The organism is Actinokineospora sp. (assembly GCF_050699995.1).
Lineage (GTDB): Bacteria > Actinomycetota > Actinomycetes > Mycobacteriales > Pseudonocardiaceae > Actinokineospora.
In genome coordinates this window covers 33,693-45,996 of the sequence record NZ_JBOHGC010000433.1, presented here as the reverse complement: position 1 = coordinate 45,996, position 12,304 = coordinate 33,693, and the positions used below count along the sequence as shown (strand labels likewise).

Sequence of the window (12,304 nt, the reverse complement as noted above, 5' to 3'; positions counted from 1 at the left end):
CCTGGGTGAAGAACTGCGTCGGCATCGGCCTGTCCGCCGGGTTCGTCGAGCCGCTGGAGTCCACCGGCATCTTCTTCATCCAGAACGGCATCGAGCAGCTCGTCAAGCACTTCCCGGGCGACGACTGGGACGAAGGCCTGCGCCGCTCGTACAACAGCCACATCGGCAAGATGATGGACGGTGTGCGGGAGTTCCTGGTGCTGCACTACTACGCCGCCAAGCGGCAGGACAACCAGTACTGGAAGGACACCAAGACCCGCCCGCTGCCCGACGGCCTGGCCGAGCGGATCGAGCAGTGGCAGTCGAAGCTGCCGGACCCGGAGTCGATCTTCCCGTACTACCACGGCTTCGAGCCGTACTCGTACCAGGCGATGCTGATCGGCCTGGGCGGCCTGCCCCTGCGGCCGCCGCCCGCGCTGGCCCTGATGGGTTTCGGGAGCTGATGGCCACCTTCCCGACCGGGGTCACGGTGGTGACGGCGCTGGCCCCGGACGGGCGCCCATGGGGCATGACGTGCTCCTCGGTGTGCAGCGTGACCCTGCGGCCCGACGTTGCTGATCTGCCTGCGGGCCGGGTGCAGTGGGAACGCGGCTACGCCGGCCCGCACCTGACGGCGGACGCGCATGCCATCGCCGACTGCCAGGTGGTCCGCACCGTCGAGATGGGCGACCACCTGGTCCTGTTCGGCGAGGTGTTCGGCGTGCAACACCGGCAGCCGCGCTCTCCGCTGCTCTATGGCCTGCGCAGCTACTCGGCCTGGCCCACCGACCAACTCTGAGACCGGGCAGCACGCCCATCAGCGGCGTCTACCAGGTGGGATCGATCGCCACCGGGCTGAGATCTCCCTAGACTCGCGGCGCAAATGTCCGGACATCATGGGAGGCCCGCCAGTGAGCCTGCAATTGGGTGACACCGCGCCTGACTTCACCGCCGACAGCACGGCCGGGGCGATCGAGTTCCACGCCTGGAAGAGCGGCAGCTGGGCCGTGCTGTTCAGCCACCCGGCCGACTTCACGCCGGTCTGCACCACCGAACTGGGCCGCGTCGCCCAGCTCAAGCAGGAGTGGGCCGCCCGCGACGCCAAGCCCATCGCGCTGTCGGTGGACTCCGTCGAGGACCACAACAAGTGGGTTCCCGACATCGACGAGGTCAACAAGACCACCGTCGATTACCCGATCGTGGCGGACCCGGACAAGAAGGTCGCGAACCTCTTCGGGATGATCCACCCGAACGCGGGCGACACCTCGTCGGTGCGGTCGGTCTTCATCATCGACCCGGCCGACAAGATCCGCCTCACCCTCACCTACCCGAAGAGCGTCGGCCGCAACTTCGACGAGATTCTGCGCTGCCTCGACGCCCTGCGCCTCACCGACCGCGCCACTGTCGCGACCCCGGTGGACTGGCGCGAAGGCGACCGGGTGATCGTCCCGCCGACCGTGTCCACCGAGGACGCCAAGGCGAAGTTCGGCGACGTCGACGAGGTCAAGCCGTACCTGCGCTTCATCCCCCAGCCCGCGGGCTGAGCTGTCGAACACGAACCGGGCCCCGCCGATCCGGCGGCGCCCGGTTCGGTTTCTAGCGGTTGTTCGAGAACAGCAGGCGGTTGGGCGGCCGTGCCACCGGTGATCACCGTGGAGACGATGGCGGCACCGGGGGCGTAGAGGTCGACGCAGGCACCCGTGCTGGGGAACGAGGCGCCGACCAGTCGAGACTTTCCGGCGGTCACCGTGTAGGCGGGGCCGCTTCGGCGATCGAAGACCACGCACGCAGCCACGGCACCCCGAACTCGGGTTGCCTCCAGGGATCAAAAGCCAAAGACCGCTAGGCAACCCCGTCCGTGGTGGGGGTGCGGTCGGGCTGTTCTTGCTTGTCCGGTTGGTATCCGCCCTTAAGCCCGCGGTGGCTGGGCCACCGCGGGCTTGTTCAGGTTCGACGGGACTGGTGTCAGCCCAGGACGGTCAGGTTGAAGGTTCCCGATGCGGCGGCCGTGGCCGTGGCGGTTTCCGGGTAGAACACTCGAAGAGTGTAGGTGGCCGCGATGCTGAACGACACGGTCAGGCGGAAGCTGTAGTTCGGCCTGCACGATCCGGTGGAGACGTCCACCCAGGCACCCGCCACCAATCGCTGGACGACGATCAGTTCCAGTGAGCGGGCGTTGTTCGTCGGCAGGTCGAGTTTGCCGTCGATGCGGGCGTCGGTGTTGACCTTCACCTTGGTGTCGAGGAGTTTGGCGTTGACCTTTGCCTTCACCTTGTCCGCTGTGGCGTCGTGCTCGGCGGTGGTGGGTGCGGCCGGGGTGGCCGCGGCGGTCCCGGTCGTCGGCACGAGCATGGCGCAACACAACATGAGCGCGGTGAGAAGGCGCGTGATGGGGGCGTGTTTCGTCATGTCTCAAGTGGACCGCACACCAATGCGGACCGCGCTGTGAGTCCCCCACCGGCACCGGGACAAACACCCGGCCGGGTGAAGGTCGCTCTCATCTCCCACGGAGCGTGTCGTGACCCTTCACCCCGCCGCGACCTTGCGGCCCTCTTCGTCGCAGGGGATTCGTTCCTGGCCGTACGCCTTCACGAAGTCCTCGGTGATGTCGTCCGCGGTGAGCGACATCGGTTCCGAGCTGACCGTGATCACGCCGGCGAACGGCCGGTCGACATCGCGGATGAGCAGCAGGGACAACGTGAGTAGGGCGGTCAGCACCGTCAGGGTGACGACCTCGGCACGGTTTCTGCGCCGTGGCAACGAGAAGGCGAACGCCGCCACCATAATCATCAGGGTGACCAGCATGAACAAGTAGACGACGTCTGGGATCGCCGGTGTGGACTCCGCAAGCCGTTGCTGGCGGCCGCTCGAACGTTCCTTGTCGGCCTCGACGAGCATCTCGAAGGGTGCGCTGTCGGTGTCCATCTCCTTGAAGGCGGCCCGCAAATCCGTTGTCCACACGCTGGCCTCGGCCGACGACTTCCCCTCCGCCATCGCGGGCCACTCCAGTGACCGGACCGCGCGGGCGTAGCAGACTGCGTCGGCCTGGATGCGTTCCCGGTTGGCGGCGGGCGCGTACTCGGCCACTTCGAAGAGGTGGTCGACCATGTTCGCCTCGACGCGGGCCGAGTCCTCCGCCTCACCGAACGACTCGGACGCGGCGACCAGCACGAACGCGAGCACCAAGACTGCCAGCGTCTCCAGTGGGCTCAGCAGGTCGCGGACCGTGGTGCCCTCCGCGTCCGGGCCGACCACCCGGTCACGGACGAACCTGTTGGCCAACAACCCCGCGACAAGCGCGAGGAGTACCGCGACAACGGTGACAACCACGATCCAGCCCTCCGGCGATCGACCTCATCTGCGCCTCGCGACCAGGATCGTGGTTGCCCACCGGGAAAGCAGCTCAAGTCACCCGATCTCTACGTCCTTTCGCCGAATCGAGTAGTCCGGGCACGGACGGTCAGCGGACCGCGAGCGCGACGAAGCGGGTGGCCTCGCCCGGCCAGAAGTTGTCGTCGCTGACGACGAGCAGGGTGCGTTCGCCGGTGGGCAGCCGCGGACCCCAGGCCATCGCCTCGAAGTTGTCCAACTGGGGCAGCGCAAGGTCGTCGAAGTCCAGCACAAGACGCTTGCGCACGGGCGTGATGTCCGCCCCGGCCAGCGACTCCACGTCCTCGACATCCGTCGCCCGCCGGGTGTCCATTTCGAACAGTTTGACGTTGTAGCCGAATCCGTTGGCATAGCCGCGTTCGAGCACCAGGTAGCGGTGCGGGTCGGTGGGGTGGGCCAGGATCTCCGGGATTCCCGAGTCGGCGAACGAGCCCGCCGGGACCGGTGCGGCGAACAGCGGCTCCTGCGGGTAGGCGTACTGCGACAACACCTTGCCCCCGCGAGTGTGCACGGTGACGCGCGACAGCCCGCCCTTCTCGGGTGTGGGCACCGGTCCGTCCTGCATCAGCGGCGACTCCATCGCGCTGGTCAGCAGCGCGCCGCCCGCGCTGAACGTGATGGCCTCCAGCGCGAGGTTGCGCCGCGGGCCCCACTGCTCGGTGCTGAACGCATAGTTCTCGGGCAGCGGAAGGCTTCCCTGGTAGGACCCGTCGCGGCCGGCCCGCTGGATGGACGGCTGGATCAGTGCGTCGGTGGGTGTCGGCACCGACCGGGGGCGGTTGCCTTCCTGGCTCCACCAGTAATCGCCGGTCAGCGGGTCGATTCGGATGTCCTCCGGGTCCACCGTGGTGCCATCCCCGGTCGAAGCGGGCGGGTAGACCGCGCCGTCGGGGCGCAGCAAGGGTTTCGTGCCGGTGAACCGCACGCCGTGCACGCCAGCGCCGTCGAGATCGATGTCGGCGGTGTAGAATCGGGCGGGCTGCCGGTCGGACCGGTCGTCGCAGATCATCACCCACTCGCCGGTGCGCGGATCACGGTCGAGCCCGGACAGACCGCCCACGGTGGTGCCCTCGAACTCCAGGAACTGGGGGACCACGTGGTGCCCGAGGAAGCGGACTTCAATCGGGGCATGGGTTACCGCCGGTGCGGCCGTGGCGACACCGGACGCGGCGAACAGTCCTGCGGCGGCGAGCGCGAGGACGCGGAGCGAAGATCGAATGCGCATGCCTCGACTCTGCCGTACGGACGGCCCGGAGACGACTCACCAACCGGTCATCCAGTGATCCGTTCGAGTGATCACGAAGCTACTCATCGTGGTTTCGCCCGGCGCTCATCGGCGGGGACACATGGGCGCTGGAGGTGCTCGGCAACCCGGTGAACAACGACGGCGCCGTGTTCCCCGTGCATCAGGACCTGTTGCTGCGCTTCGGCATCCGCATCGGCGAGTCGATCGTGCTCGACGGGCCCGCGCGGGACCGGCTCTACGAGTTCGTCTACCTGGTCGCCCCGCAGTTCGCCGAAGGAGCCACCTGCGGCAACACCCCGCACGCCGCACTCGGCTGCCCTAGGCGGTGACGCCCGAGCCGTAGGCGAACTCACCGCCGACGACGGTCGCGACGACTTCCACGGCGGAGATCCGCGGGGCGGTGCGGGGATCGTCGGCCAGGACCGTGAAGTCGGCCAGCTTGCCCGGTGTGACGCTGCCCAGGTCGTCTTCCAGCCTGCACGCGTACGCGCCGCCGAGGGTGTACGCGGCGAGCGCGTCGTCGACGGTGATCTCCTCGCCGGGGCCGATGTGCCCGCCGCCCACCGACTGGCGCTCGACCATGAACTCGATGGCGCGCAGCGGCGCGCCGTCGGCGACCGGCCGGTCGGAGCTGCCCGCGATCGTGATGCCGTGGTCGAGGAACGAGCGTCCCCGGTACATCCAGGGCGCGCGTTCCGGGCCCATGATCGTGGCGTAGTCGTCGCCGTAGGCCCAGAGGAACGTCGGCTGCAGCACCGGCACCAGGCCGAGTTCGGCGATCCGGGACAGCTGGTCGGGGCGGACGAGCCCGCAGTGCTCGATGCGGTGGCGCGCGTCCGGCCGCGGATGACGTGACTGGGCCTCGGCGATGGTGTCGAGCGCGAAGTCGACCGCCCGGTCGCCGATGGCGTGCACGGCGAGCTGCCAGCCCGCCGCGTGGCCGTCGAGGATGGCGGCGCGCTCGTCGAGGAGGACACCGGTGTTGTCGGTGCCCACATACGGTTCGGTCAGCGCCGCCGTGCGCGCCATCATCCCGCCGTCGGTCCACACCTTGAGCGCGCCGATGGAGAGCCGGTCACCGCCGAAACCGCTGCGCAGCCCCAGGTCGATCGACCGGGTGATGCCGTCGTCGGCGTGCGCGCCGACCGGGTGCAGGACGTCGGCCGACACCATCAGCTGCACGCGGATGGGCAGGTTCGCGCGCTGGTAGGCGGCGACCTCGACGGGGCTGCCCGCGAGCAGCCCGGCGCCGACACCGGCCTCCGCGCAGGTGGTGATGCCCTCGGAGAGCACCTGCCGGGCGCTGTGGTGGAGGTCTTCGCAGATCTCGTCGAGGGAGTACGGCAGCCGCAGGGCGCGGGCCGCGGACTGGTCGGTCTCGGTGAGCCACCCGTCGCTGACGATGCCCGGCAGCTGCTTGAGCACCGCGGAATTGACCACGCACGCGTGGCCGGAGGCATCCTGCACGTAGACGTCGCGGTCGGCGCTGACGGTGTCGAGGTCGGCGGCCGTCACCGGCCGGTCCAGCGTCCGCCGGTCGTAACCGGACCCCTCGATCCACCCCTCCCCCGCCGCACCCCGCAACGCGTCGAGCACCTGTTCGGCTGTGCGACAGGCGGACACGTCGATGGTGCGCCGCGCCCGCCCCGCCCAGGTCAGGTGGGTGTGGGCGTCGATGAAGCCGGGCAGCACGGTGGCCCCGTCGAGATCGACCGTGCGCCTTGCGGGCAGGTCGGCGACGTCGTCGTCGAGCCCGACGATCCGCCCGCGCCACACGCCGACAGTGCTCGCGGCCGGGCGGTTCGGGTCCATCGTGAGGATTCGGCCGCGGGTCAGCCTGACGTCGAGGATCACGGTTTTCAGTCTCCCATCGGCGGCGACCTACGTACCCGCATCCGTGGTTATGCGGACGCGGAGACACACCCGAACGGGTCAGAGTTGTGTGGTCCAGCTCACACGACCACCGGAGTCCTCCATGAACCTCACACCAATGCACCTGCGGATGCTCGCCGCCGTCCGCGACCACGAGATCACTTGGCGCGGGAACATCGGCGTGTCCGGCGGATTCGCGACCGCGGGCGAGAGCCGGTTCCAGCCCGGGCACGAGTTGGTCGCGCTGTACGAGCTGACCCGCGCCTGCCTGATCGAAGTCGATCGCCCTACCGGTAGGGTGTTCCTGAGTGCTTCCGGGATCGCCGCGCTGGGTGGCTTCACCCAGCGAAAGGTGTCGTGACCGCCGGTCCTAGCGCCGGACGACGTGGAGGGCGACGCTGCGGAGTTTTTCGCACGTCTCCTCCAGCTCCCGTTCCGGGCGGGACTGTTCGACGATGCCCGCGCCCGCGCGCAGCCACGTCTTCCCCGCACGCTGGAAGATGGTGCGCAGCACCAAAGCCGCGTCCAGGGCACCGGACTGGTCGACCGTCAGCACGGCTCCGCTGTACAGGCCGCGCGGGTGGGTCTCGTGGCGCTGGATGACCGGGTAGGCGGCCTTCTTCGGGATGCCGGACGCGGTGACCGCCGGGAACAGGGTGATGAAGGCCTGCCACGGGTTTCGCCCCGCCGCCAGCTGTCCGGACACCGAGGAAGCCAGGTGCTGCACGCTTCCCCGCTCCTTGATCGCCATGTAGTCGTCGACCACGACGCTGCCCGGTTCGCACAGTTCGGTGAGTTCCTCCCACGACACCTTCACCGAGATGGCGTGTTCGAAGATCTCCTTGGTGTCGCTCAACAGGTCCGCGCGCAGGTCCGTGTTGTCGGCGTCCAGAATGGACAGTTCGCGGGTGCCTGCCAGCGGCTGCGTGGTGACCCAGCCGGCCTCGTCCACCTCGGCGACGATCTCCGGGCTGAAACCGGTGGCGCGCAAGCCTCCCATGCTGATCAGGAACGAGCGGGCCGGGGTGTTGCGCTGCCTGCCGACGACGTAGGTGCCGACCAGGTCCACCGGGTGGTCGACCTCCACCACGCGGGACAGGATCACCTTCTGCAGCCTGCGGTCCTTGATGTCCTCGACCGCCGCCGCGACGGACTTTCGGTAGGCGTCGGCGTTGGAGTGCTCGACGGCGACCGGGCTGGGCTCGTAGTCGCGCACGGGCGCGGGGGTGACGAGCAGCGCGCGGATCTTGTCGAGGAGGTCGGTGCTGGTGCTGCGAATGCGCGCGCGGCCCTCGGCGATGCGGACCTCGGTGTGCGGCACGACCAGGTGCAGCAGGGTCTCGTCGTCCGGGATCAGCTCGGGCATGCCCGCGTGGGCGTAGGCCAGTTCGAACGCGGCCCAGCCGTAGGCGCGCCAGCCGTCGATCGCCAGCCGGTCGAGGAGTTCGGCGACCCGGTCGACCGGGGAATCCGTCCAGCGCAGCGAGGTGCGGGGGCCGTCGACCAACTCCAGGACCGCCTCGGACGGCGTCAGGGTGATCTCGGCCAGCGCGCCGAGGGCGACCGCCCAGGCGCCGGGACGCTCGTAGACGACGTGGGTGTCGGAGATGCCGGACTCGACCAACCGGGTGCTCACCAGCAGCGGGTCGCCGGGCGCGTCGACCTCGATCTCGTGGTACGACAGGCGGCCGGTGAACTGCTCGTCGAGCAGCAGGGCTTCGGTTGACACCGTGACTCCCAAGGGTTCGGGGTGAATACCGGCGGTCATCGGCCGTCCGCCAGCTTGGCCGCGATGTCGGCCATCAGGTCCTTCTTGCTGACCTTGCCGACCCCGGTTCCCGGGAACGCGTCGACGACTTCGAGCCGGTCGGGCAGCTTGTAGTCGGCCAGACCGCGCGAGCGCAGGAAGGCGACCAGGTCGGGCAGGGTCGGCGCGTCGCCGCGCGGCAGCACGTAGACGCAGGTCCGTTCGCCGAGCACGTCGTCGGGCATGCCGACGAGGGCGGCGTCGCGGACGGCCGGGTGGGCGAGGAGGTGGTTCTCCACCTCCTCGGCGGAGATCTTCTCCCCGCCGCGGTTGATGATGTCCTTCACGCGTCCCTCGACGACGAGGTGGCCGGTCTCGGTGACCCGGACCAAGTCGCCGGTTCGGTAGAAGCCGTCGGCGGTGAACGCGCGGGTGTTGTAGGCGGCGGCCCGGTAGTAGCCCCGCAGCGTGTAGGGGCCTCGGGTGTGCAACTCGCCCAGTTCGCCGGGGGCGACCTCGTTGCCGTCGGGATCGACGACGCGGATCTCGTCGGCGGGCGACATCGGGCGGCCCTGCGTGCCCACCACGACCTCGTCGGGATCGTCGAGGCCGGTGTAGCAGAGCAGTCCCTCAGCCATGCCGAACACCTGCTGCACCTGGCAGTCCAAAGTGGACCGGACCCGGGCGGCGGCTTCGGGCTTGAACTTGGCGCCACCCACCTGGAGCACCCGCAGGCTGGACAGGTCGCGGCCCGCCCACTTCACCGCCTCCATCCACAGCAGCGCGAGCGGCGGCACCAGCGCGGTGACGGTGACCCGCTCGCGCTCGATGAGCGGGAACGTGTCCGGCGGTGCCGGACTCGGCGCCAGCACGACGGTTCCGCCCACGCAGAACGTGCCGAGCATGCCCGGGCAGCCGAAGGGGAAGTTGTGCGCGACCGGCAAAGCGGCCAGATAGACGGTGTTCTCGTCGAAGCCGCACACCCGGGCGCTGGCCTCGATGTTGTACGCGTAATCGTTGTGCGTGCGGGGAATCAGCTTCGGCAGCCCGGTGGTCCCGCCGGAAAGCAGGAACAACGCGACCTCGGATGCGGGCCCGGTGCTGGGGAGGTCCCCCACCTCCCCAGCACCGGTTTCCAGCGGCTCGAACTCGGCCGGGTCTCCCGCAACCAGGACGTGCTTGAGCGCGGGCGCCGCGCGCAGGGCTTCGCGGGCGAGGTCGCGGTAGTCGAATCCGGCTTGCCGGTCGGCCACCACGTACGCGACCGCGTCGCTGGTCTGGCACAGATAGGTGATCTCGCCGGCGCGGTGCGCGGGCAGTGCCAGCACCGGCTGGGCGCCGAGCCGGAACAGCGCGAAGCACAGCACGACGAACTCCGCCTTGTTCGGCAGCTGCACCACGACCCGGTCGCCGCGGCCGATGCCGAGCCCGTGCAGGCGGGCGGCCAGGCCGCCCACCTTCCGCGCGAGTTCGGCATAGGTCCAGCGCCGGTCGCCGTCGACCACGGCGGTGCGGTCGGCGTAGTCCGCCGCCCACTGCCGCAGCAGGTCGTCGAGCGTGCGGTCGCGCCAGTAGCCGTCCCGCCGGTAGCCCTCGGCGACGTCCGCGGGCCACTCGGTCAGGTCCGGTCCGAGATCACTGGTCATCGTCGATATCCCCCGGTCTCGACTAGGAGACGACGTCGGAGCGCGAGCTCTTGACCTTCTCGGCCAGCTCCTTGAGCACCGTGGTGTATTCCTTGTAGCTCGACGGGGTCTCCGCGCGCCAGTTGCCGACCTGGTTCGCCTTGACCGCCGCGATCTCGTTCCAGGTGGGGAACTTCGCCGACAGCTCGGCCTGGGTCAAGCCCAACGTGCGCGCGTCTTCGAGGACGAGGTCGGCCGGATAGAGCCCGGCCTGTTCCCAACTCAGCATCTCGAAGCCGAAGGCCGGGTCGGGCTTGCCGGGGGCGACGGCGTCGACGCCGAGTTCCTTGAAGAGGATGGCGTCACCGTGCCACTTCGGGTCCGCGACCCAGTAGCCCTCCTGCTGGCCGATCACCATGGCGACCTTGAGGCCGGCGTTCCCCTTGGCGGCCGCGGTGACGTCCGCGGAGGCCTTGTCGAACTCGCCCTTGGCCTCCTTGACCGCGGGTGCGTCGAGGTCGGCGCCGAGCGACTTCGCCAGCTCGCCGAACTTCTTGATCGACTCGGCCGCGGACTTGCCGTCGAGCCGGATGCCGACGATCGGGGCCAGCTTCTCGATCTTCGGCTTCGCCTCTTCCGGGACGTACCAGAGCGCCGGGCCGTACATGATCGTCACGACCAGGTCGGGCTGGAGCTTGGTGTACTCCTCGAGGTTGAACTCGCCGAACTCGGCGCCCACGGACTTGACCGAGTTCAGGTCGACGCTGCCGACCTGCGGGTCCGGGGTGCCGTCGGGCTTGCGCTGCGGGCCGAACACGCCGACCGGCTTCACGCCGAAGTCCCACAGGGCCGCGGCGGCGTGCACCTGGGCGACGATGCGCTTGGGCTTGGAAGGCAGCGACACCTTGGTGCCGCGGTCGTCGGTGAACTCCCACGGGCCGGTCGCGGCCTCGGATGCCTGGCCGGCCGGTTTGCTGCTGTCGGCCGAAGCACAGGCGGCCAGGGTGCCGACGAGCGCGGCGGCCAGCAGCGTGGCCGCGAGCCGGACGGCTCGGCGGGGGCGGGTGGAATTCATCGGTGTCCTTCCGATCGCGGATCAACCATCAGCGAAAATCGAAGGTGAGCTTAGCCTAAGCTAACTTCTACGCCAGGGTCCTTCTCGGTGCTCCCGCTCACACCATCAGAGTCCTGAGTGGCCAATGTCGCGTCGCGCAGTTCCGGTGAGGTCGACGCCAGCGCCGCGACGCCGCTGACGCACAGCGCACCGGCGCCGATGATCGCCACGGCCGGTCCGAACAGGCCCGCGGCGAACCCGGAAGTGGTGCTGCCCAACGAATAGCTGGTGCTCGCCTGCGCCAACCACAGACTGTTGACCCGACCCTGCAGGTGGTCCGGGGTGTTGTGCATCAGCAGTGCGCGACGCAGGATCTCCGACACCGAGTCGACGCCGCCGATGATCGCCAGGAACACCATCGCGGGCACGAGGTGCGGACTGAGGCCGAAGCCGATGTAGGCCACACCCATCAGCAGGACGGCGATGATCAGCGCGCGACCGCTGCGCCGAACCCGGCTGGTCCATCCCGAACTCACCGAGGCCAGCAGCGCGCCGGCGGCGGGCGCGGCGGCCAGGAAGCCGATCATCTCGGGACCGCCGTGGAACACCTCGGCGACCAACTGCGGGAAGAGTGTCTGCGGAACGCCGAAACCGGTGGCGCACAAGTCGATGATCAACACACCGCGGATGAGCTTGTTGTGCCGGACGAAGCGGAACCCCTCGGCGATCGAGGCAAAGACGCCTTCCTTCTCGCCATCCGCGGTGGATTCGCCCGACCCCGGAGGCAGTGCGGGCAGCGTGGTGAGCAGGACCGTGCTGATCAGGATTGCCACCGCCGCCGCCGCGTACGTGCCGGGGAGTCCGGCGCCCGCGATGATGACGCCGCCGAGCGCGGGACCGGCGATCAGGCCGAGCTGCGAGGTCACCACGATCAAGCCGCTGCCCGCGGCGAGGTGTTCCGGTGCGACCAGCGCCGGGGTGACCGCGGACAGCGCCGTCTCGCCGATGCCCTCCACACCCGCACCGACGATCACGATGAGGTAAATGAAGAGCAGTTCGTGCGAGGACGCAACCGCCGCGTTGATCGCGAACGCGCTGAACGCCAGCACCACGGTCGCGCTGCTGAGCAGGATGAGCTTGCGCCGGTCCATCCGGTCGGCGAGCACGCCGCCTGCGATGAAGCCGAGCAGCATGGTCATCCCGAGGGTCAGGCTGATCAGTCCGACCTGGAGCGACGATTCGGTGAGCCGGTAGACCTGGACCGGCGCGGCCACCGCGATGAACCCCGCGCCGAGCAGCACGACGGTCCGGCAGATCAACAGGAGTCGAAAATCTCGGCTGACCCTGGCAGGCGTCACGTCGACGACAAGTTGCCCCAGGCGCATCAGTGT

At 69.3% G+C, this 12,304-nt stretch carries 13 protein-coding genes; 5 read left to right on the top strand and 8 right to left on the bottom strand.

The features are described from left to right. The 3 genes from ACRDSQ_RS21645 to ACRDSQ_RS21635 all read left to right on the top strand — a co-directional run. The coding region (locus ACRDSQ_RS21645) for a tryptophan 7-halogenase (protein WP_431423591.1) at positions 1-443 on the top strand (443 nt) is incomplete at its 5' end. Further along, positions 443-778: a flavin reductase family protein gene (locus ACRDSQ_RS21640; protein ID WP_431423590.1), complete on the top strand. Its 336-nt coding sequence runs from the start codon at positions 443-445 to the stop codon at positions 776-778. The genes ACRDSQ_RS21645 and ACRDSQ_RS21640, both read left to right, overlap by 1 nt. A gap of 112 nt (positions 779-890) precedes the next feature. Next, on the top strand, positions 891-1,523 hold the full coding sequence (locus ACRDSQ_RS21635) for a peroxiredoxin (protein ID WP_431423588.1): 633 nt from the start codon (positions 891-893) through the stop codon (positions 1,521-1,523). Between the two features lie 421 nt (positions 1,524-1,944). Here the strand turns inward: ACRDSQ_RS21635 and ACRDSQ_RS21630 are convergent, their stop codons facing one another. The 3 genes from ACRDSQ_RS21630 to ACRDSQ_RS21620 form a co-directional block, all read right to left on the bottom strand. Further along, a complete protein-coding gene (locus ACRDSQ_RS21630) occupies positions 1,945-2,388 on the bottom strand; it encodes a hypothetical protein (RefSeq protein WP_431423586.1) in 444 nt (147 codons plus the stop codon). A gap of 117 nt (positions 2,389-2,505) precedes the next feature. Next, positions 2,506-3,309, bottom strand: a complete 804-nt coding sequence (locus ACRDSQ_RS21625; protein ID WP_431423584.1) for a hypothetical protein — start codon at positions 3,307-3,309, stop codon at positions 2,506-2,508. A gap of 130 nt (positions 3,310-3,439) precedes the next feature. Then, a complete protein-coding gene (locus ACRDSQ_RS21620; protein WP_431423582.1) occupies positions 3,440-4,594 on the bottom strand; it encodes an esterase-like activity of phytase family protein in 1,155 nt (384 codons plus the stop codon). A 134-nt stretch (positions 4,595-4,728) separates the two neighbouring features. Between ACRDSQ_RS21620 and ACRDSQ_RS21615 the strand changes: the two genes are divergently transcribed. Then, a complete protein-coding gene (locus ACRDSQ_RS21615; protein ID WP_431423581.1) occupies positions 4,729-4,944 on the top strand; it encodes a hypothetical protein in 216 nt (71 codons plus the stop codon). Here the strand turns inward: ACRDSQ_RS21615 and ACRDSQ_RS21610 are convergent. Continuing rightward, positions 4,934-6,469 carry an amidohydrolase gene (locus ACRDSQ_RS21610; protein WP_431423580.1) on the bottom strand — a complete coding sequence of 512 codons (1,536 nt, stop codon included), beginning with the start codon at positions 6,467-6,469 and terminating at the stop codon, positions 4,934-4,936. The genes ACRDSQ_RS21615 and ACRDSQ_RS21610 overlap by 11 nt on opposite strands. Positions 6,470-6,590: 121 nt before the next feature. On the opposite strand from ACRDSQ_RS21610, the gene ACRDSQ_RS21605 reads away from it, so the two are divergent. After that, the gene (locus ACRDSQ_RS21605; protein ID WP_431423579.1) at positions 6,591-6,848 is read left to right on the top strand and encodes a hypothetical protein; all 258 of its coding nucleotides are present in this window, start codon (positions 6,591-6,593) and stop codon (positions 6,846-6,848) included. A 9-nt stretch (positions 6,849-6,857) separates the two neighbouring features. Here the strand turns inward: ACRDSQ_RS21605 and ACRDSQ_RS21600 are convergent, their stop codons facing one another. The 4 genes from ACRDSQ_RS21600 to entS are packed head-to-tail and all read right to left on the bottom strand — an operon-like array spanning position 6,858 to position 12,298. Further along, a complete protein-coding gene (locus ACRDSQ_RS21600) occupies positions 6,858-8,216 on the bottom strand; it encodes a salicylate synthase (RefSeq protein ID WP_431423578.1) in 1,359 nt (452 codons plus the stop codon). 35 nt (positions 8,217-8,251) lie between these two features. Next, positions 8,252-9,880, bottom strand: a complete 1,629-nt coding sequence (locus tag ACRDSQ_RS21595) for a (2,3-dihydroxybenzoyl)adenylate synthase (protein ID WP_431423577.1) — start codon at positions 9,878-9,880, stop codon at positions 8,252-8,254. A 22-nt stretch (positions 9,881-9,902) separates the two neighbouring features. After that, the gene (locus ACRDSQ_RS21590; protein ID WP_431423576.1) at positions 9,903-10,934 is read right to left on the bottom strand and encodes an ABC transporter substrate-binding protein; all 1,032 of its coding nucleotides are present in this window, start codon (positions 10,932-10,934) and stop codon (positions 9,903-9,905) included. Positions 10,935-10,984: 50 nt separating this feature from the next. Next, positions 10,985-12,298, bottom strand: a complete 1,314-nt coding sequence (gene entS / locus ACRDSQ_RS21585) for an enterobactin transporter EntS (RefSeq protein ID WP_431423575.1) — start codon at positions 12,296-12,298, stop codon at positions 10,985-10,987. Between the last annotated feature and the right edge of the window lie 6 nt (positions 12,299-12,304).

Excerpts from the sequence above, each read along its gene's own strand:
- ACRDSQ_RS21640 (WP_431423590.1), top strand. The coding sequence starts at position 443 with ATGGCCACCTTCCCGACCGGGGTCACGGTGGTGACGGCGCTGGCCCCG.
- ACRDSQ_RS21630 (WP_431423586.1), bottom strand. The coding sequence starts at position 2,388 with ATGACGAAACACGCCCCCATCACGCGCCTTCTCACCGCGCTCATGTTG.
- ACRDSQ_RS21620 (WP_431423582.1), bottom strand. The coding sequence starts at position 4,594 with ATGCGCATTCGATCTTCGCTCCGCGTCCTCGCGCTCGCCGCCGCAGGA.
- ACRDSQ_RS21605 (WP_431423579.1), top strand. The coding sequence starts at position 6,591 with ATGAACCTCACACCAATGCACCTGCGGATGCTCGCCGCCGTCCGCGAC.
- ACRDSQ_RS21595 (WP_431423577.1), bottom strand. The coding sequence starts at position 9,880 with ATGACCAGTGATCTCGGACCGGACCTGACCGAGTGGCCCGCGGACGTC.
- ACRDSQ_RS21590 (WP_431423576.1), bottom strand. The coding sequence starts at position 10,934 with ATGAATTCCACCCGCCCCCGCCGAGCCGTCCGGCTCGCGGCCACGCTG.
- entS (WP_431423575.1), bottom strand. The coding sequence starts at position 12,298 with ATGCGCCTGGGGCAACTTGTCGTCGACGTGACGCCTGCCAGGGTCAGC.